A 19,516-nucleotide genomic window follows, 5' to 3' on the forward strand; every position below is an offset into this window, starting at 1 on the left:
CAGGTCGGGCAGCGGGTCCGGCCGCCGGGGACCGTCGCAGTCGCAGCCGCGGTCCGTCATGATCGCCTCACTGCTCACCGGCTCGCCTCGCTCCCTGTGCTCGGTCGCGCCAGACCCCTCCAAGGCCAGTCCGGCCGCTTGCACCAAGACTATGGCGGTTTCATTCGGTTATGCCCCGTTTGCCCCGGTCGGCTGACGACAAACCGGTACGAGCTTCAACCGTTCGGCAGCCGGGTAGGCCCGCCCGGCCCGAGCGCCCCGTGGGCCGCCGCCCGCTACTCCGCCTTGAGCCAGCGCGACAGCAGCCACGGCTCGACCAGCCCGAGCCCGCGCACCGGCCGGCGCCACATCGGCTGCAGGTGGAAGCGCCCGCCGGGCTCCGGCGCCGGGACGGGCAGCCCGGAGGCCGGCATCCCGGCCGCCACGGACAGCGCCTCGGCCAGGCCCGGGCCCTCCGCGTCGGCCGGCGCGACGGCGCCGTTCTGCTCCAGCGCGGCGGCGAACTCGCCGTCGATCAGCACCGCGTCCTTGGGCGCGATCGAGGTGAGCCGGCTGGCCAGGTTGACGGTGGTGCCGAAGACGTCGCCCATCCGCGAGGTGACCGTGCCGAAGGCCATGCCGACCCGCAGCGCCGGGATGGTGTCGTCCCCGGCCAGCGCCTCGATCAGGCCGAGCGCGATCTCGGCGGCGGTGGCCGGGTCCTCGGAGACGAACAGGATCTCGTCACCGAGGGTCTTGATCACCCGGCCGCCCTGGCCGGCGATCAGGTCGGAGCAGGTGTTCTCGAAGGTCTCGACCAGCTCGCCGAGGTCCTCCTCCTCCAGCCGCCGCGACAGCCGGGTGAAGCCGACCAGGTCGGCGAAGCCCACCGCGAGCCGGCCGCTGGTGATCTCGTGGTCCTCGGCGGCCTGCACCACCCGGCCGGTCACCGCGGCCAGCTGGCGCCGCCAGACGTACACCAGGAACTGCTCCAGCTCCGGCAGCAGCAGCTCGACCAGCGGGTACGCGACCTCGGCGCGGGTCAGCCCGGGCTCGACGGACTGGGTGAGGTTCTCCAGGAAGGTGTCCATCTGCCAGCCGGCCAGCCGCGCGGTGGTCTGCCCGGTGGAGCGGGCCACCTGGATCGCCATCGACTCGCTGAGCAGCCCGGACTCCACCAGGCCGGCGAGCCGGCGCAGCGCGATCACGTCACCGTCGGTGAGCGCCCGGGACTGGCCGATGTCGGGGAAGCCCATCGCCCGCCAGAAGCGGGTGGCCAGCTCCATCGGGACGTCGGCGGCGCGCGCGGCCTGGTACGGGGTGTAGTGGCGCGGCGCGTCCAGGATCAGCCGTTCCAGTTCGAGCGCGACCGTCTGGCCGTGGTCGTCCGCCGCCGCGTCGCTGCTGCCGTCCTCTGCCACCGGTCCGTCCCCGTGCGGTCGCCGCACTTGCCTCGTGTCCTGCCTGTCCGGGCGCGCTGCCTGTCCGGGCGCGTTTGGCCACCCCTCGGGGCAGTGGCGCGCCTCACACCGCTGCCAGGTGGAATATTCGCACGGAATCCCGTCATCCGGGGCATCCGCCCGGGTCAAGGGGAGGTAAGCGGGGACATGACGACCCGGACGCCCGGTGGCCGGGGCACCGGCGACCGCTCAGCGGGGCTCAGCGCGTCACCGGGGCCCAGGGGGGCACGGCGTCAGCAGGGCCCGGTGGCGTCAGCGGGGCTCCGGGCGCACGTGCACCACGTCCCCGGCGCCGACCGCCCGGCGCGCGCCGTCCGCGGTGCGGACCACCAGCCGGCCGTCGCCGTCGATCGCCACCGCCTCGCCGACCAGCTCGCGGTCGCCGGGCAGGTGGACCTTCACCTGCCGGCCGAGCGTCGTGCAGCGGTCCACGTAGGCGCGCAGCAGCTCGCTCGCGTGCGGGTCGCCGGCCGCCTCCGTCCACTCGCCGTACAGCTCGGCGAACTCGCGCAGCAGGGCGCGCAGCAGGATCGACCGGTCGGTGACGGCGGCGCCGGCCAGCGCCAGCGAACCGGCGGTGGGGACGGGCAGCTCGTCCGCGCGCAGCGAGACGTTCAGGCCGAGGCCGGCCACCACCGCACCGCCGCCCAGCTCGGTGAGGATGCCGCCGACCTTGCGCTCCGTGCCGTCGATCTCCACCTGCAGGTCGTTGGGCCACTTCAGCCCGACCTCGACCCCGGCGATCCGGCCCAGCGTGCTCGCCGCGGACACCCCGACCAGGATCGGCAGCCAGCCGTACCGCTCGACCGGCACCTGCTCCGGGCGCAGCAGCACGGACAGGAACAGCCCGGAGCGGGCCGGGGCCGTCCACTGCCGCTCCAGCCGGCCGCGCCCGGCGCGCTGCGCCTCGGCGACCAGCACCGCGCCCTGCGGGGCGCCGGCCCGGGCCCGCTCGGCGAGGTCGCTGTTGGTGGAGCCGGTCTCGGCGACGACGTCCAGCGCGGTCCACAGCCCGCCCGGGGCGACCAGGTCGCGGCGCAGCGCCGCCGCGTCGAGCGGCGGCCGGTCCAGGTCGGTCCAGGGCGACGGTCCGGCGGAGGCGGCGAAGCCGCGCAGCCCGCTGCGGCGGGGGGTGTCGGGTGCGGTCATGAGAAGCACACTAGGCCTTGCCACCGGGCACGGCCTGCGGCCGTAGGCCGCCCTATCGTCCCTCAGAACGCGGACGGACACACTGTGTCGCTGGCCATAACCGCAGGACGTTACGTCGGGAGCCGCGCGCTGGCTACGCTACTTAACGGTAGTTCGCAGCGCCGCCCTGCCCTCCTGCGCGGGCCCCACTCCGGTCCGCGCGCACTCGGAACAGGTCGCGGCGGCCGATGATCAGGGAGAGCCACCGGAAATGACCGAGGCGCCGTACGACCCCCACACCACCGCCGGCAAGCTCGCCGACCTGCGCCGCAGGCTCGACGAGGCGGTGCACTCCGGCTCCGCCAAGGCCGTCGAGAAGCAGCACGCCAAGGGCAAGCTGACGGCCCGCGAGCGCGTCGTGGAGCTGCTGGACGAGGACTCCTTCGTCGAGTTCGACGAGTTCGCCCGGCACCGCTCGACCAACTTCGGCCAGGAGAAGAACCGGCCGTACGGCGACGGCGTGGTGACCGGCTACGGCACCGTGGACGGCCGCCAGGTCGCCGTGTTCGCCCAGGACTTCACCGTCTTCGGCGGTTCGCTGGGCGAGGTGTTCGGCGAGAAGATCGTCAAGGTCATGGACTTCGCGCTGAAGACCGGCTGCCCGGTCATCGGCATCAACGACTCCGGCGGCGCCCGCATCCAGGAGGGCGTGGTCTCGCTCGGCCTGTACGGCGAGATCTTCCGCCGCAACGTGCACGCCTCCGGCGTCATCCCGCAGATCTCGCTGATCATGGGCCCCTGCGCCGGCGGCGCGGTGTACTCCCCCGCGATCACCGACTTCGTGGTGATGGCCGACCAGACCTCGCACATGTTCATCACCGGCCCGGACGTGATCAAGACCGTCACCGGCGAGGACGTCGGCATGGAGGAGCTGGGCGGCGCGCGCACCCACAACACCAAGTCCGGCAACGCGCACTACCTGGCCGCGGACGAGAAGGAGGCGATCGAGTACGTCAAGAGCCTGCTCTCGTACCTGCCCTCCAACAACCTCTCGGACCCGCCGACCTACCCCGAGCAGGCCGACCTCTCCATCACCGACGAGGACCTCGAACTCGACACCGTCGTGCCGGACTCGGCGAACCAGCCGTACGACATGCGCACGGTGATCGAGCACATCGTCGACGACGGCGAGTTCCTGGAGACCCAGCCGCTGTTCGCGGGCAACATCATCACCGGCTTCGGCCGGGTCGAGGGCCACTCGGTCGGCATCGTCGGCAGCCAGCCGATGGACCTGGCCGGCTGCCTGGACATCAACGCCAGCGAGAAGGCCGCCCGCTTCATCCGCACCTGCGACTCCTTCAACATCCCGGTGCTGACCTTCGTCGACGTGCCCGGCTTCCTGCCCGGCACCGAGCAGGAGTGGGACGGCATCATCCGCCGCGGCGCCAAGCTGATCTACGCCTACGCCGAGGCCACCGTCCCGCTGATCACCGTGATCACCCGCAAGGCCTTCGGCGGCGCGTACGACGTCATGGGCTCCAAGCACCTGGGCGCCGACCTCAACCTGGCCTGGCCGACCGCGCAGATCGCGGTGATGGGCGCCCAGGGCGCGGTCAACATCCTGCACCGCCGGGAGATCGCCGAGGCCGAGGCCGCCGGCACCGTCGAGGAGAAGCGCGCCGAGCTGATCGCCTCGTACGAGGACACCCTGCTGAACCCGTACCTGGCGGCCGAGCGCGGCTACGTGGACGCGGTCATCGCGCCCAGCGAGACCCGCCGGCACATCGTCCGGGGCCTGCGGGCTCTGCGCGGCAAGCGCGAGGTGCTGCCGCCGAAGAAGCACGGCAACATCCCCCTGTAGGCCCGTACGGGAGAGAATCGAACCATGGCCCCGATCCACGTGCTGCACGGGCAGCCGACCCCCGAGGAGCTTGCCACCGTCCTGGCGGTGGTCCAGGCCCGGGCCGCCGCCGCACAGGCCGCCGCCGACGCGGCGCGCCTGGCCGGTGTCGGCCCGGCCTCCCCCTGGAACGACCGCGCCCGGCTGCTCCGCCCCACGCTCCACCCCGGCGTGAACGCCTGGCGCACCGCCGGCTGGGCGCGCTGATCCACCCCGTACGGGAGCGGGAAGTCGGACCGGCCGACTTCCCGCTCCCGTACGGCGTTTCCGGCCGGTTCGTCGTCGCACCGGCCGCTCCCCGGGCCGACCGGTCCACCGGTCGGCGCGGAACCTGAGTACGGATACTCAGGCGCCGGGCGCCCGGCGCGGCGCACCCTGGACGGGTGCTCTGGTCAGACCCCCGCGACGAGCCCTCCCAGGAGGCGCGCCGCATGCAGGAACGGATGCACCGGGCCGGCAAGGTGCTCGCCGCCCTGGTGCTGGTGGGTGCCGTCCTGTTCATGCTCACCCGCCCGTTCACCTGAACGGCGGGCACCGGCAGCCCCTACCCTGGTGGCCATGACCGACCAGCGCACCCTCGTCCTCGCGTCCGCCTCCCCCGCCCGCCTCGGCCTGCTGCGCCAGGCGGGCCTCGACCCGCGCGTGGTGGTCAGCGGCGTCGACGAGGACGCGCTGAGCGCCGCCACCCCCGCCGAGCTCGCCCTCGTGCTGGCCGAGGCCAAGGCCGGGGCCGTCGCCGCCGAACTCACCGGCGGCGAACTGGTGATCGGCTGCGACTCCGTCCTCGAACTGGACGGCCAGGCCCTCGGCAAGCCCGCCGACGCCGCCGAGGCGACCGCCCGCTGGCACGCGATGCGCGGCCGCGCCGGGGTGCTGCGCACCGGCCACTGCGTGATCGACACCGCGACCGGCCGCCGGGCCTCGGCCACCGCTTCCACCACCGTCCGCTTCGGCACACCGGACGACGCCGAGATCGCCGACTACGTGGCCTCCGGCGAACCCCTGCACGTGGCCGGCGCGTTCACCCTGGACGGCCGCTCGGCGCCGTTCGTCGACGGCATCGACGGCGACCCGGGCAACGTCATCGGCCTCTCGCTGCCCCTGCTGCGCCGCCTGCTCGCCGACCTCGACCTGCGCATCACTGATCTGTGGACCAAGTGAACTGCCGCACCGGGCAGTTGTGGCCCTAAGCTGGCCGGCGTCCGGACGGGGGGGAAAAGCTCGGCGATGAACGACAACGTGCTCAACGTGGTGCTCGGCCTGGTCGCCAGCGCCATCAGCGCCGGCCTCGGCTGGCTCGCCCAGGCCCTGCGCCGCCGCCGGAGGATCGAGCGGGTGCGGGAGTTCCTCGGGCTGCCGGCCGGCGGCGAGTGCCTGATCGTGGTGCCCCGCAGCGTCGGTGAGGGCTCGCACGCGCACACCGTGACCCGCCGGGACGCCTACGCCCTGATGTGGCTGGCCGGGCTGGTCGAGGAGTGCGGGGCGCGGTCCGAACTGGTCGCGCACGACTCCGCGCACCGGGGGCTGGGCGCCAAGACCGAGCTGTGCCTGGGCGGTCCGGTCAGCAACGAGCGGACCGCCGCCCACCTCGCCTGGGGCCTGCCGGGCGCCCTGGTCACCTCCGGCCCCGGCCCGGGCAGCAACGTCATCGTGGTGGGCGACCGCGACTTCACCGCCGACCAGGAGCGGGCGCACACCCTGCTCGCCCGGATCGCCACCCCGGACGGCGGCCGCCCGGTCTTCCTGGTCTCCGGCCAGACCGGCACCGCCAACCAGGCCGGCGTGCGCTACCTGGTCGCGCACCACCGCGAACTCGCCCGCCGGTACGGCCGGAACGGCACCTTCGCGCTGGTCCTGCGGGTGGTCAACCCGGAGGCGTACGGGCCGGACATGGTGGAGCTGGCCGCCGACGTGACGACCGAGGCACTGCGGCGGCCCACCACCCCCGCCGCGGCCTCCTGACCGGGTCCGTGAAACTGTGTCGCATGCCACGTGCCGCCACGCCGCGGCCCGGCCGCGGGCCGACGCCCGCGCCGCCGCGACGGGACCGGCGGTGACCTGCGCGGTCATCTCACGGACCGTAGACAACGTGACGAATTCCATCACCGAGCGTGTGGGATAGTTCACAACCTGGGGCTACTCGCCGGTACCGCCCAGGAATCCATAAACTCAACGAGGTTCAAGAAGGGAGCCACAGTGCGCAAGGTGCTCATCGCCAACCGCGGGGAAATCGCCGTCCGCGTCGCCCGTGCCTGCTCGGACGCCGGTATCGCCAGCGTCGCCGTCTACGCCGAGCCGGACCGGGATGCGCTGCACGTCCGCGCGGCCGACGAGGCTTACGCGCTGGGCGGTGACACCCCGGCCACCAGTTACCTGGACATCGCGAAGGTCCTCAAGGCCGCCGCCGACTCCGGTGCCGACGCCGTCCACCCCGGTTACGGGTTCCTGTCGGAGAACGCCGAGTTCGCCCAGGCCGTCCTCGACGCCGGTCTGATCTGGATCGGCCCGCCGCCGCAGGCCATCCGCGACCTCGGCGACAAGGTCACCGCCCGGCACGTGGCGCAGCGCGCCGGTGCCCCGCTGGTCGCCGGCACGCCGGACCCGGTCGCGGGCGCCGACGAGGTCGTCGCCTTCGCCCGCGAGCACGGCCTGCCGGTCGCCATCAAGGCGGCGTTCGGCGGCGGCGGCCGCGGCCTGAAGGTCGCCCGCACGCTGGAGGAGATCCCGGAGCTGTTCGAGTCCGCGGTGCGCGAGGCGGTCGCCGCCTTCGGCCGCGGCGAGTGCTTCGTCGAGCGCTACCTGGACAACCCGCGCCACGTCGAGACCCAGTGCCTCGCCGACCAGCACGGCAACGTGGTCGTCGTGTCCACCCGTGACTGCTCGCTGCAGCGCCGGCACCAGAAGCTGGTCGAGGAGGCGCCCGCGCCGTTCCTGACCGCCGAGCAGAACGCCGAGCTGTACCGCGCGTCCAAGGCCATCCTGAAGGAGGCCGGCTACGTCGGCGCCGGGACCTGCGAGTTCCTGGTGGCGCTGGACGGCACGATCTCCTTCCTGGAGGTCAACACCCGTCTGCAGGTGGAGCACCCGGTCACCGAGGAGGTCACCGGCCTCGACCTGGTCCGCGAGATGTTCCGGATCGCCGACGGCGAGGAGCTGGGCTACGGCGACCCCGAGATCCGCGGCCACTCCTTCGAGTTCCGCATCAACGGCGAGGACCCGGGCCGCAACTTCCTGCCCGCGCCCGGCACCGTCACGCTGTTCGCCCCGCCGTCCGGCCCGGGCGTGCGCCTGGACTCGGGCGTCGAGACCGGTTCGGTCATCGGCCCGGCCTGGGACTCCCTGCTGGCCAAGCTGGTCATCACCGGCCGGGACCGCAAGCAGGCCCTGGAGCGGGCCAGGCGCGCGCTGGCCGAGTTCAAGGTCGAGGGCATGGCCACCGCCATCCCGTTCCACCAGGCGGTCGTCACGGACCCGGCGTTCGCGCCCGAGGTGCACGGCGAGGACGGGCCGTTCAAGGTCTTCACCCGCTGGATCGAGACCGAGTTCGAGAACACCATCCCGGCGTTCGTCGGCGCGGGTGCCGAGGGCGACGAGGCCGAGACCCGGGAGACCGTGGTGGTCGAGGTCGGCGGCAAGCGGATCGAGGTCTCGCTGCCGTCCTCGCTCGGCGTCGCGTCGGCCCCGGCGGCCGGTGCGGGGGCCGCGAAGGCCAAGCGCCGGGTGGGCGCCAAGAAGGCCGGCTCGGCCGTCGGCGGCGACACCCTGGCCTCGCCGATGCAGGGCACCATCGTCAAGGTCGCCGTGGAGGAGGGCCAGGTCGTCGCCGAGGGCGAGCTGATCGTGGTCCTGGAGGCGATGAAGATGGAGCAGCCGCTGAACGCCCACAAGGCGGGCACCGTCGTCGGCCTCAAGGCCGAGGTGGGCGCCAGCGTCAGCAGCGGCGCCGCGCTCTGCGAGATCAAGGACTGAGCGAGATCGAGGACTGACCCGGATCCGGGGCCGAGGCCCCGCCCGTCAATCCGACGACCGGTCCGTACGCCCTTCGGGGGGTGCGGACCGGTCGCGGTTTTTCACCGGTTCGGGGGTCCCGTCACCGGCCGCGCGGCAGCCCCAACTCGGCCAGCCGGACGGGCATTCCGCCGGGGCCGACCGGACCGCCGTGGGCGCCCGGACGGCGCTGCCCGGGCAGCGGGGCGCCACCGGGCGGCGGCGAGGGGCGGCGGGCCAGCGGGCCGGGCTGGGTCTGGTGGACGGGCCCGCTGCCGGTGCCGTGCACCGGGGCGTCGCTGCCGCCCGGGGAGCCGCCGATCGGCGCCAGGTCGATCTGCACGCCGCGGTCGGCCAGCGCGTCCAGTTCGCGGGCGGTGGTGTCGTCCGCGCCGGCCTGCTCGTCGGTGACCAGCCGGGTGATGGCCTCGGACTCGACGGTCGGGAACATGCTGTCCGTGCCGAGCTTGGTGTGGTCGGCGAGGACGATGACCTCGGCGGCCGACTGCACCAGTGCCCGGTCCACGCTCGCGGACAGCATGTTGGCGGTCGACAGCCCGCGTTCGGCGGTCAGGCCGCTGCCGGAGATGAAGGCCTTGGCGACCCGCAGCCCCTGCAGCGCCTGTTCCGCGCCGCTGCCGACCAGCGCGTAGTTGGAGCCGCGCAGGGTGCCGCCGGTCATCACCACCTCGACGCGGTTGGCGTGCGCCAACGCCTGGGCGACCAGCAGCGAGTTGGTGACGACGGTCAGCCCGGGCACCCGGGCCAGCCGGCGGGCCAGCTCCTGGGTGGTGGTGCCGGCGCCGACCACCACCGCGTCGCCCTCCTCCACCAGGGAGGCGGCGAGGTCCGCGATGGCGCTCTTCTCCGCCGCGGACAGGTGGGTCTTCTGCGGGTAGCCGGGTTCGCGGCTGAAGCCGCCGGGGAGCACCGCGCCGCCGTGCCGGCGGTCGAGGAGCCCTTCTGCCTCCAGCGCCCGTACGTCACGACGCACGGTCACTTCGGAGGTCTGGACGACGCGGGCCAACTCCCGGAGCGAGACGGCTCCGTTGGCGCGCACCATTTCGAGGATCAACTGGCGACGTTCTGCTGCAAACACAGAACTGACGGTAACCCGCGTGACCGTCTGCTTTCAGGCGTTTGCAGCTGGTAGCGGGAAATGCTCACGCACGAGCGGCGCGTGACCGTACAATACGCGCCGTCAGCAATCCGGGGGCTGCGCCCGCCGTCCGGGTGACGCTCCGGCATGCCCGAGGGGCGGCCGCCGATCGGCAGCCGCCCCTCGAGTGTGCGCCTGAGCTCAGGATTCGCCGTCGGCCCGCTTGCGGATGTGCAGCTGCCGGGCGGCCTCGGCGGTCGAGCCGGAGACGGACGGGTAGACGGTGAAGGCGCTGGCCACCTGTTCGACCGTCAGATTGGCGTCCACCGCGAGCGAGATCGGGTGGATCAGCTCGCTGGCCCGCGGGGCGACGACCACGCCGCCGACCACGATGCCGGTGCCCGGGCGGCAGAACAGCTTCACGAAGCCGTCCCGGATGCCCTGCATCTTCGCCCGCGGGTTGCCGCGCAGCGGCAGCTTGACCACGACGGCGTCCATCTTGCCGCACTGCACGTCGGCGGCGGTGTAGCCGACGGTGGCGATCTCCGGGTCGGTGAAGACGTTGGAGGCCACGGTCTTCAGGTTCAGCGGCTGCACCGCGTCGCCCAGCGCGTGGTACATCGCGATCCGGCCCTGCATGGCGGCGACCGAGGCGAGCATGAAGACGCCCGTGCAGTCGCCGGCCGCGTACACGCCCGGAGCGCTGGTGCGGGAGACCCGGTCGACCTGGATCTGGCCCCAGTCGTTGAGCTTGACCCCGGCCTCCTCCAGGCCCATCTCGGAGGTGTTGGGGATCGAGCCGACCGCCATCAGGCAGTGGGTGCCCTCGATCACCTTGCCGTCCGAGAGGGTCACCTCGACCCGGTCGCCGATCCGCTTGGCGCTCTCGGCCCGCGAGCGGCTCATCACGTTCATGCCGCGGCGGCGGAAGACGTCCTCCAGCACCTCGGCGGCGTCCGGGTCCTCGCCCGGCAGCACCCGGTCGCGGCTGGAGACCAGGGTGACCTTCGAACCGAGCGCCTGGTACGCGCCGGCGAACTCGGCGCCGGTCACACCGGAGCCGACCACGATCAGCTCGCGCGGCAGCTCCTCCAGGTCGTACACCTGGGTCCAGGTGAGGATCCGCTCGCCGTCCGGCTTGGCGTCCGGCACCTCGCGCGGGTGGGCGCCGGTGGCGATCAGCACGGCGTCGGCACGCAGCGACTGCACGCTGCCGTCCGGCCCGTCCACCAGCACCTCGCGGGAGCCGTCCACGGCCTGCCCGCCGGCGCCGAGCCGGCCGCGGCCGCGCAGCACGGTGACACCGGCGCGGGTGACGGACTGGGTGATGTCGTGGGACTGCGCGATCGCCAGGCGCTTCACACGGCGGTTGACCTTGCCCAGGTCCACGCCGACGACCTTCTCGCCGCCCTCGCGGGCCGCCCCGTCCGGGGCGACGGTGATGCCCAGCTCCTCGTACGAGCTGTCGAAGGTGGTCATCACCTCCGCGGTCGCGATCAGGGTCTTCGACGGCACGCAGTCCGTGAGCACCGCCGATCCGCCCAGACCGTCGCGGTCGACGACGGTCACCTCCGCGCCGAGCTGAGCGGCCACCAGCGCCGCCTCGTAGCCGCCGGGTCCGCCACCGATGATCACGATCCGAGTCACGACACCATTGTCCCGCACGCCGGGAGTGCCGCCACGCCGGGGTCCGGCCTGCGGACCTGCTCGCCGGGCCTCCACCCCGCCCGCCCGCCGGGCTAGTCTGACCCCCATGCCCCTCTACGCCGCGTATGCCACCAACCTCGATGCCCGGCAGATGACCCGCCGAGCCCCGCACTCCCCACTGCGCGGCACCGGCTGGCTGGACGGCTGGCGGCTCACCTTCGGCGGCGAACAGCTCGGCTGGGAGGGCTCGTTGGCCACCGTGGTGGAGGACGAGAAGCACCAGGTCTTCGTCGCGCTGTACGACATCGCGCCGATGGACGAGGAGGGCCTGGACCGCTGGGAGGGCGTCCAGCTCGGCATCTACCGCAAGACCAAGCTGCGGGCGCACACCCTGGACGGCGACATCCCGGTCTGGACGTACGTGCTCAACGACTACGAGGGCGGCCTCCCCGCGGCCCGCTACCTCGGCCTGATCGCCGACGCCGCCGAGAGCGCGGGCGCCCCCGACGACTACGTCCTGGACCTGCGCCGGCGGCCGTGCTAGCCGCCCGGCACTTCCGGCACGCACCTTCCCGTACGCACCTTCCTGTACGTCCCGACAGCGCCGTCACCCGAAAAGCGCCACCGAGCTGTGTTTTCGGGTCATCCGGGTAACGATCCGGCACGCCGCGCCCGGATTTTCTACGCGCGTAGCCAAATCCCGTCTATCCTCTGACGCGTGAACGCAACTCCTCAGTCGGTCGTCTCCACCGACCCCTACGCCGCCGCCCAGGCCGCCGCCGAGCGCCTGCGCGAGCTGACCGGTGCCGAGCGGCACGACGTCGCCCTGGTGATGGGCTCCGGCTGGGTGCCGGCCGCCGACGCCCTGGGCGAGACCGTGGCCGAGTTCCCGGTCACCGACCTGCCCGGCTTCCCCGCGCCCGCCGTCGCCGGCCACGCCGGCAAGATCCGGTCGGTGAAGATCGGCGACAAGCGCGCCCTGATCTTCCTCGGCCGCAACCACTACTACGAGGGCCACGGCGTCGCCACGGTCGTCCACGGCGTGCGCACCGCCGCCGCGGCCGGCTGCGGCGTCATCGTGCTGACCAACGGCTGCGGCGGCCTGCGCCAGGGCTGGACCCCGGGCCAGCCGGTCCTGATCAGCGACCACATCAACCTGACCGGGGACTCCCCGATCGTCGGCGCCAACTTCGTCGACCTCACCGACCTGTACTCCAAGCGCCTGCGCACGCTGTGCCACGAGGTCGACCCGTCGCTGGACGAGGCCGTCTACGTCCAGTTCCGCGGCCCGCACTACGAGACCCCGGCCGAGGTCAACATGGCCCGGGTGATCGGCGGCGAGCTGGTCGGCATGTCCACCACCCTGGAGGCCATCGCCGCCCGCGAGGCCGGCGCCGAGGTGCTCGGCATCTCCCTGGTCACCAACCTGGCCGCCGGCATGACCGGCGAGCCGCTCAACCACGAAGAGGTCCTGGAGGCCGGCAAGGCCTCGGCCGAGCGCATGGGCGAGCTGCTGGCGAAGGTCCTTGAGCGGATCTGACGCCCACCGGGCGCAGAATCATGAGCGACGGGGCCCTCGGGCGGCGTGATCCGCTGATCACGCCCTCCCGCGGGCCCCGTCCGCATGCGCCCACCCTTCCTCCTCCTCCGCGCGGACCCCTCCGGCCGACCCACCCGACGCACTTCCCGATGGAGCTGTCGACATGACGCAGGCACTTAACCCCGACCTCCTCGCCCGGGCCCGGGCCTGGCTGGCCGAGGACCCCGACCCGCAGACCCGCGAGGAGCTGACCGCCCTGCTGGCCCGGGCCGAGGGCCCGGAGGCCGAGGAGGACAGCACCCGCGCCTGGGCCGAGCTCACCGAGCGCTTCGCCGACCGCCTCCAGTTCGGCACCGCCGGCCTGCGCGGCGAACTCGGCGCCGGCCCGATGCGGATGAACCGCGCCGTGGTGATCCGGGCCGCCGCCGGCCTGGTCGCGTACGTCAAGAAGGAGGGCCTGGGCGACCTGGTCGTCATCGGCTACGACGCCCGGTACAAGTCCTACGACTTCGCCCGCGACACCGCCGCCGTGGTGGTCGCGGCCGGCCTGCGCGCCGCGCTGCTGCCCCGCCCGCTGCCGACCCCGGTGCTCGCCTTCGCCGTGCGCCACCTCGGCGCGGCCGCAGGCGTCACCGTCACGGCCAGCCACAACCCGCCGCAGGACAACGGCTACAAGGTCTACCTGGGCGACGGCTCGCAGATCGTCCCGCCGGCCGACGCCGGGATCGCCGCCGAGATCGACGCGATCGACTCGCTGGACGACGTCCCGCGCGCCGAGGAGGGCTGGGAGGTGCTCGGCGAGGACGTGATCGAGGCCTACCTGGACCGGGCCGTGTCGATCGTCGACGAGCACAGCCCGCGCGAGCTCGACGTGGTCTACACCCCGATGCACGGCGTCGGCCGCGACACCCTGGTCGCCGCGTTCCGCCGGGCCGGCTTCGCCGCGCCCACCGTGGTCGCCGAACAGGCCGAGCCCGACCCGGACTTCCCGACCGTCGCCTTCCCCAACCCGGAGGAGCCGGGGGCGATGGACCTCGCCTTCCGCACCGCCGCCTCGGCGGGCCCGGACATCGTGATCGCCAACGACCCGGACGCCGACCGCTGCGCGGTGGCCGTCCCGGTCCACGGCAACGCCGCCGGCAGCGGCAACGGCGGCTCCGGCTGGCGGATGCTGCGCGGCGACGAGGTCGGCGCGCTGCTCGGCTCCGCCCTGGTCGCCAAGAAGGCCGAGGGCACCTTCGCCACCACCATCGTCTCGGCCACCCTGCTCGGCCGGATCGCCGAGGCCGCGGGCCTGGGCTACGCCGAGACGCTGACCGGCTTCAAGTGGATCTCCCGCGCCGAGGGCCTGCGCTACGGCTACGAGGAGGCGCTCGGCTACTGCGTCGACCCGCAGGGCGTCCGGGACAAGGACGGCATCACCGCCGCCCTGCTGGTCGCCGAGCTCGCCGCCACCCTCAAGAAGTCCGGCCGCACCCTGAGCGACCTGCTGGACGACCTGGCGCTGGAGCACGGCCTGCACGCCACCGACCAGCTGTCCGTCCGGGTGCAGGACCTCTCGCTGATCGCCGACGCCATGCGCCGCCTGCGCGAGCAGCCGCCGACCGCCCTGGCCGGCCTGGCCGTCACCCGCGCGGACGACCTCGCGGCGGGCTCCGCCGAGCTGCCGCCCACCGACGGCCTGCGCTACTACCTGGCCGGCGAGGCCGTCCGCTCCGCCCGCATCGTGGTCCGCCCCTCCGGCACCGAGCCCAAGCTCAAGTGCTACCTGGAGGTCGTCCTCCCGGTGGCGACCGCCGCCGACCTCGCCGCCGCCCGCGAGCGCGCCGCCGAGCTCCTCGGCGCGATCAAGCGCGACCTGGCCGCGGCCGCCGGCATCTGACCCGCGGCCCGTGGACGTGGAAGGGCCCGCCGGTTCCGACCGGCGGGCCCTTCGGCATGGCTGGGGACGTGCGTCAGACCAGGATGGCCGTGATCAGGGCGACCAGCCCGACCAGGGTGGGCGCGATGATCCACCAGCACCACCGGACGACCAGCGGGCCGGCCGCCTCCGGACGGCGGGCGTAGCGCTCGGCCATCTCCTGCAGGACGTTCGTCACCTGGTCGGACCAGGCGCGGGTGGGGTCGGCCGAGCCCGGCACGACCGGGTTGGTCTGCCGCCCGAAGACCATCCCCATCCGGGAGGCGTGCTCCGCGGGGCCGAGCTGCTGGGCCCGGGTCGCCCGCTTGCGCTGCCGCAGCGACACCGGCACCGCCCACACCTGGTACTTCTTCTCGCCGGCCAGCAGCTCGACCGAGTACCCGGCGCGCAGCGCGTCCACCGAGGCCCAGGGGGCGGTGATGGTCCGCCACGGGTTGCGCACCACCAGCTCGCTCGCGTTCGCCCGGACCACCGGGCGCAGGGTGTAGGCGATCACCGGGAAGGCGAACACCGGCAGGGCCGCGAGCGCGACCCACGGGGTCCTGCCCGTGCCGGTCACCACCGCGTCGCCGATCAGCCAGGCGGCGACGGCCAGCAGGAACACGCCGGAGATCACACCGGGGACGGACCGGTACACGCGGTCCGCGTACTCGGGCTCCCCGTCTGGGCCGGCCGCGCCCGGGTGGGGCTTGCCGTCGGATTCGGTCATGGCGTCGATTCTGCCCCATGCCCCCCACCTGCGGAGGTCTCGGTCCGGCCACGAAAGGTGGGCTCCCTAGCGGACTACTACGCGCGTAGATATGCTGGTCTGGTGACTATGTCCACTGTTGCAGCCAATGCCCCCGGTGTTGCGGGCAGCGGCCTCGCGGACGTTGCGGCGTCCGAGGCCTCGCTCCGCCGCTTCCTGCACGGCCTGCCCGGCGTCGACCAGGTCGGCCTGGAGGCGCGTGCCGCCAGCCTCGGGACCCGCTCGATCAAGACCACGGCGAAGGCGTACGCCATCGACCTGGCGATCTCCATGATCGACCTGACCACGCTGGAGGGCGCGGACACGGTCGGCAAGGTGCGCGCGCTCTGCGCCAAGGGCAGGACCCCCGACCCGACCGATCCGACCACTCCGCGCGTCGCCGCCATCTGTGTCTACCCGGACATGGTCGCCACCGCGAAGGACGCCCTGAAGGGCACCGACATCCAGGTCGCGTCCGTCGCCACCGCCTTCCCGGCCGGGCGCGCCGCACTGCGGGTCAAGCTCGCCGACACCGCCGACGCGGTGGCCGCGGGCGCCGACGAGATCGACATGGTGATCGACCGCGGCGCCTTCCTCTCCGGCCGCTACTTCGACGTCTTCCAGGAGATCGTCGCCGTCAAGGAGGCGTGCAAGCGCGCCGACGGCAGCTACGCCCACCTCAAGGTGATCTTCGAGACCGGCGAGCTGCAGACCTACGACAACGTCCGCCGGGTCTCCTGGCTGGCGATGCTGGCCGGCGCCGACTTCATCAAGACCTCCACCGGCAAGGTCGCCGTCAACGCGACCCCGCCGGTCACCCTGCTGATGCTGGAGGCCGTCCGCGACTTCCGCGCGGCCACCGGCGTCCAGGTCGGCGTGAAGCCCGCCGGCGGCATCAAGACCACCAAGGACGCCATGAAGTACCTGGTGATGGTCAACGAGACCCTCGGTGACGACTGGCTGACCCCGCACTGGTTCCGCTTCGGCGCCTCCAGCCTGCTCAACGACCTGCTGATGCAGCGCCAGAAGCTCACCACCGGACGCTACTCCGGCCCCGACTACGTGACGGTGGACTGATCACCATGGCCAAGAAGAAGACCATCGAGGAGCCCGTGCGCAAGGCCGGCCTCTTCGAGTACGCCCCGGCCCCCGAGTCCCCCGCCGCCGCGGGTGACATCGCCACCTCCTACGGCCACTTCATCGGCGGCGAGTTCGTCGACTCCTCCGGCAGCGAGGCCCTGAAGACGGTCAACCCGGCCACCGAGCAGGTGCTCGCCGAGTTCGCCCAGGGCACCGACGAGGACGTGGACCGCGCCGTCGCCGCCGCCCGCAAGGCCTTCGTCGACTGGTCGGCGCTGCCGGGCAGCGAGCGCGCCAAGTACCTGTTCCGGATCGCCCGGATCGTCCAGGAGCGCAGCCGCGAGCTGGCCGTGCTGGAGTCGATCGACAACGGCAAGCCGATCCGCGAGACCCGTGACGTCGACCTGCCGCTGGTCGCCGCGCACTTCTTCTACTACGCGGGCTGGGCCGACAAGCTCGACTACGCCGGCTACGGGCCGAACCCGAAGCCGCTGGGCGTGGCCGGCCAGGTCATCCCGTGGAACTTCCCGCTGCTGATGCTGGCGTGGAAGATCGCGCCCGCCCTGGCGACCGGCAACACGGTCGTCCTGAAGCCGGCCGAGACCACCCCGCTGACCGCGCTGCGCTTCGCCGAGATCTGCCGCCAGGCCGGTCTGCCGAAGGGCGTCGTCAACATCGTCACCGGCGACGGCCGCACCGGCGCCGCACTCACCGCGCACCCGGACGTCAACAAGGTCGCCTTCACCGGCTCCACCCCGGTCGGCCGGGCGATCGCCAAGCAGCTGGCCGGCACCCGCAAGAAGCTGTCGCTGGAGCTGGGCGGCAAGGCCGCGAACATCGTCTTCGACGACGCGCCGATCGACCAGGCCGTCGAGGGCATCGTCAACGGCATCTTCTTCAACCAGGGCCACGTCTGCTGCGCGGGCTCGCGCCTGCTGGTCCAGGAGTCCGTCCAGGACGAGCTGCTGGACGCCCTGAAGCGCCGGATGGCCACCCTGCGGGTCGGCGACCCGCTGGACAAGAACACCGACATCGGCGCCATCAACTCCGCCGAGCAGCTGGCCCGGATCACCGCGCTCACCGACGCCGGCGAGGCCGAGGGCGCCGAGCGCTGGTCGCCGGCCTGCGAACTCCCGGGCACCGGCTTCTGGTTCAAGCCGACCCTGTTCACCGGCGTCAGCCAGGCCCACCGGATCGCCCAGGAGGAGATCTTCGGCCCGGTCCTGTCGGTGCTGACCTTCCGCACGCCCGAGGAGGCGGTCGCGAAGGCCAACAACACCCCGTACGGCCTCTCCGCGGGCATCTGGACGGAGAAGGGCTCGCGCATCCTCTGGATGGCCAACAAGCTCAAGGCCGGCGTGGTCTGGGCCAACACCTTCAACAAGTTCGACCCGACCTCGCCGTTCGGCGGCTACAAGGAGTCGGGCTACGGCCGCGAGGGTGGCCGCCACGGTCTGGAGGCCTACCTCGATGTCTGACACGACCTTCGCGCGTCTTGACGTTTTCAAGACCTACAAGCTGTACGTCGGCGGGAAGTTCCCGCGCTCCGAGAGCGGGCGGGTGTACGAGGTGACCGACGCAAAGGGCGAGTGGCTCGCCAACGCCCCGCTGGGCACCCGCAAGGACGCCCGCGACGCCGTCCTGGCCGCCCGCGCGGCCGTCAAGGGCTGGGCCGGCACCACCGCGTACAACCGCGGCCAGGTGCTGTACCGGGTCGCCGAGATGCTGCAGGGCCGGCGCGAGCAGTTCGCCGCCGAGGTGGCCGTCTCCGAGGGCATCGGCCCGAAGAAGGCCGCCGCGCTGGTGGACGCCGCGATCGACCGCTGGGTCTGGTACGCGGGCTGGACGGACAAGGTCGCCCAGATCGCGGGCGGCGCCAACCCCGTCGCCGGGCCGTACTTCAACCTGTCGACCCCGGAGCCGACCGGCGTGGTCGGGATCGTCGCCCCGCAGGCCGGGTACGGGCACTCGCTGCTCGGCCTGGTCTCGGTGATCGCCCCCGCCATCGCCACCGGCAACACCGTGGTCGTCGCGGCCGCCGCGGACGCCCCGCTGCCCGCGCTGTCCCTGGGCGAGGTGCTGGCCACCTCGGACGTCCCCGGCGGCGTGGTCAACATCATCTCGGGCCGGACCGCGGACATCGCCCCGACCCTGGCCTCGCACCAGGACGTCAACGCGCTGGACCTCACCGGTGCCATCGCCACCGACGGCCCCGGCGCGGCGCCCGCACTGGAAGCCGCCGCCGCGGATACCCTGAAGCGGGTGGTCCGTCCGGAGCTGGACCCGTTCGCCCAGGACTGGACCAATGCGCCCGGTACGGACCGGCTACTCTCGTTCCTGGAGACGAAGACGGTCTGGCACCCGATGGGGATCTGACCCTCCGGCTCTCCGCCGGGTGAACAACTCCACAAGCTGGCCGTCCCCAGTGCCCTCTCCCCCCCAGGGCCCGGACGGTCATTGGACGGACCCGCACCTCTCCCCCCCAGGTGCGGGTCCGTCGACTTTCGTCACCGCGCGCACCGACTTTCGGCGATCCCCCGCCGCCCCCGGCCGGACCAGAATCGTCCGTACCGGCACGGACACTGGGGGGCACGTGGGAGAGTTGATCGGCGAGCTGGCGGCACTGTTCGCGGACGGCTTCCTCCGCAGGTGGCACGTCGCCCGGACCGGCCGCCGACTGGCCGCGGGCAAGCCGGTGCGGGTGCCCTGCTCGGCCCGCTCCGACCGGCCGGGCTGGCAGCGCGCCTACGTCAACGGCACGCTGGGCATCACCCCGGGCCTGCCCACCGTGACCTTCGGCTCCCGCGGGCTCGGCCGGCTCGACCTGCCCACCGGCGGCACCTTCCAGCAGCCCGAGCCGGACACCTGGCACAGCCAGGACTGGGCCGCCACCGCCTACCGGCCGCCCGGCGGCGGCCACCCCGTCTACCTCCAGGCCGACAGCCGCTACCTGCCGCTGCTCCACGCCGCCCTCGGCGCCCCGCGCGACGGGGAGGTCCCCGAGAAGGTGTGAGCACACCGGTTTCGGCAACCGGCCGGGATGCGTCA

General features: G+C 73.1%; 18 protein-coding genes. 13 read left to right on the top strand and 5 right to left on the bottom strand.

Going from position 1 to position 19,516, the window contains the following annotated elements:
* Positions 1 to 275: 275 nt before the first annotated feature.
* Together VM95_RS08010 and VM95_RS08015 are read right to left on the bottom strand one after the other, a co-directional pair.
* Positions 276 to 1,400, bottom strand: coding sequence for an adenylate/guanylate cyclase domain-containing protein (locus tag VM95_RS08010; protein WP_052706424.1), 1,125 nt, complete (start codon positions 1,398 to 1,400; stop codon positions 276 to 278).
* Between the two features lie 291 nt (positions 1,401 to 1,691).
* Positions 1,692 to 2,588: a biotin--[acetyl-CoA-carboxylase] ligase gene (locus tag VM95_RS08015; RefSeq protein ID WP_078859688.1), complete on the bottom strand. Its 897-nt coding sequence runs from the start codon at positions 2,586 to 2,588 to the stop codon at positions 1,692 to 1,694.
* Between the two features lie 250 nt (positions 2,589 to 2,838).
* On the opposite strand from VM95_RS08015, the gene VM95_RS08020 reads away from it, so the two are divergent.
* The 6 genes from VM95_RS08020 to VM95_RS08040 all read left to right on the top strand — a co-directional run bounded on the left by VM95_RS08020 (position 2,839) and on the right by VM95_RS08040 (position 8,436).
* On the top strand, positions 2,839 to 4,428 hold the full coding sequence (locus VM95_RS08020) for an acyl-CoA carboxylase subunit beta (protein ID WP_045693438.1): 1,590 nt from the start codon (positions 2,839 to 2,841) through the stop codon (positions 4,426 to 4,428).
* A 24-nt stretch (positions 4,429 to 4,452) separates the two neighbouring features.
* Positions 4,453 to 4,674, top strand: coding sequence for an acyl-CoA carboxylase epsilon subunit (locus tag VM95_RS08025; protein ID WP_045693440.1), 222 nt, complete (start codon positions 4,453 to 4,455; stop codon positions 4,672 to 4,674).
* A gap of 176 nt (positions 4,675 to 4,850) precedes the next feature.
* Complete coding sequence (gene mmpB / locus VM95_RS43165) at positions 4,851 to 4,991, top strand: morphogenic membrane protein MmpB (RefSeq protein ID WP_167352903.1); 141 nt, start codon at positions 4,851 to 4,853, stop codon at positions 4,989 to 4,991.
* Positions 4,992 to 5,025: 34 nt separating this feature from the next.
* Positions 5,026 to 5,628, top strand: a complete 603-nt coding sequence (locus VM95_RS08030) for a nucleoside triphosphate pyrophosphatase (protein ID WP_045693441.1) — start codon at positions 5,026 to 5,028, stop codon at positions 5,626 to 5,628.
* 66 nt (positions 5,629 to 5,694) lie between these two features.
* Positions 5,695 to 6,429 (top strand): hypothetical protein, encoded by a 735-nt coding sequence (locus VM95_RS08035; RefSeq protein WP_045693443.1) that lies wholly within the window; start codon positions 5,695 to 5,697, stop codon positions 6,427 to 6,429.
* A 234-nt stretch (positions 6,430 to 6,663) separates the two neighbouring features.
* Positions 6,664 to 8,436: an acetyl/propionyl/methylcrotonyl-CoA carboxylase subunit alpha gene (locus tag VM95_RS08040; RefSeq protein WP_045693445.1), complete on the top strand. Its 1,773-nt coding sequence runs from the start codon at positions 6,664 to 6,666 to the stop codon at positions 8,434 to 8,436.
* 121 nt (positions 8,437 to 8,557) lie between these two features.
* Here VM95_RS08040 and VM95_RS08045 read toward each other — a convergent pair whose 3' ends face one another.
* Together VM95_RS08045 and VM95_RS08050 are read right to left on the bottom strand one after the other, a co-directional pair.
* Positions 8,558 to 9,517: a DeoR/GlpR family DNA-binding transcription regulator gene (locus VM95_RS08045; protein ID WP_045693447.1), complete on the bottom strand. Its 960-nt coding sequence runs from the start codon at positions 9,515 to 9,517 to the stop codon at positions 8,558 to 8,560.
* A 237-nt stretch (positions 9,518 to 9,754) separates the two neighbouring features.
* Positions 9,755 to 11,200, bottom strand: a complete 1,446-nt coding sequence (locus tag VM95_RS08050; RefSeq protein WP_045693449.1) for an NAD(P)H-quinone dehydrogenase — start codon at positions 11,198 to 11,200, stop codon at positions 9,755 to 9,757.
* A 106-nt stretch (positions 11,201 to 11,306) separates the two neighbouring features.
* Between VM95_RS08050 and VM95_RS08055 the strand changes: the two genes are divergently transcribed.
* The 3 genes from VM95_RS08055 (at position 11,307) to VM95_RS08065 (ending at position 14,622) form a co-directional block, all read left to right on the top strand.
* Positions 11,307 to 11,744 (top strand): gamma-glutamylcyclotransferase family protein, encoded by a 438-nt coding sequence (locus tag VM95_RS08055; protein WP_045693451.1) that lies wholly within the window; start codon positions 11,307 to 11,309, stop codon positions 11,742 to 11,744.
* A gap of 174 nt (positions 11,745 to 11,918) precedes the next feature.
* Positions 11,919 to 12,740 (top strand): purine-nucleoside phosphorylase, encoded by an 822-nt coding sequence (locus tag VM95_RS08060; RefSeq protein WP_045693453.1) that lies wholly within the window; start codon positions 11,919 to 11,921, stop codon positions 12,738 to 12,740.
* Positions 12,741 to 12,903: 163 nt separating this feature from the next.
* Positions 12,904 to 14,622, top strand: coding sequence for a phospho-sugar mutase (locus VM95_RS08065; protein ID WP_045693455.1), 1,719 nt, complete (start codon positions 12,904 to 12,906; stop codon positions 14,620 to 14,622).
* A 73-nt stretch (positions 14,623 to 14,695) separates the two neighbouring features.
* Here the strand turns inward: VM95_RS08065 and VM95_RS08070 are convergent, their stop codons facing one another.
* Positions 14,696 to 15,370 carry a PH domain-containing protein gene (locus VM95_RS08070; RefSeq protein ID WP_045693457.1) on the bottom strand — a complete coding sequence of 225 codons (675 nt, stop codon included), beginning with the start codon at positions 15,368 to 15,370 and terminating at the stop codon, positions 14,696 to 14,698.
* Between the two features lie 108 nt (positions 15,371 to 15,478).
* Between VM95_RS08070 and deoC the strand changes: the two genes are divergently transcribed.
* The 4 genes from deoC (at position 15,479) to VM95_RS08090 (ending at position 19,481) form a co-directional block, all read left to right on the top strand.
* Positions 15,479 to 16,465, top strand: coding sequence for a deoxyribose-phosphate aldolase (gene deoC, locus VM95_RS08075; RefSeq protein ID WP_078859691.1), 987 nt, complete (start codon positions 15,479 to 15,481; stop codon positions 16,463 to 16,465).
* Between the two features lie 5 nt (positions 16,466 to 16,470).
* Positions 16,471 to 17,946: an aldehyde dehydrogenase family protein gene (locus VM95_RS08080; RefSeq protein ID WP_045693461.1), complete on the top strand. Its 1,476-nt coding sequence runs from the start codon at positions 16,471 to 16,473 to the stop codon at positions 17,944 to 17,946.
* Positions 17,939 to 18,844 (top strand): aldehyde dehydrogenase family protein, encoded by a 906-nt coding sequence (locus tag VM95_RS08085; RefSeq protein WP_045693462.1) that lies wholly within the window; start codon positions 17,939 to 17,941, stop codon positions 18,842 to 18,844. Before VM95_RS08080 ends, VM95_RS08085 begins: the two co-directional genes overlap by 8 nt.
* Positions 18,845 to 19,061: 217 nt before the next feature.
* Complete coding sequence (locus VM95_RS08090) at positions 19,062 to 19,481, top strand: hypothetical protein (RefSeq protein WP_157882010.1); 420 nt, start codon at positions 19,062 to 19,064, stop codon at positions 19,479 to 19,481.
* The last annotated feature ends 35 nt before the right edge of the window (positions 19,482 to 19,516 follow it).

It is taken from the genome of Streptomyces rubellomurinus (genome assembly GCF_000961885.1).
Classification (GTDB): domain Bacteria; phylum Actinomycetota; class Actinomycetes; order Streptomycetales; family Streptomycetaceae; genus Kitasatospora; species Kitasatospora rubellomurina.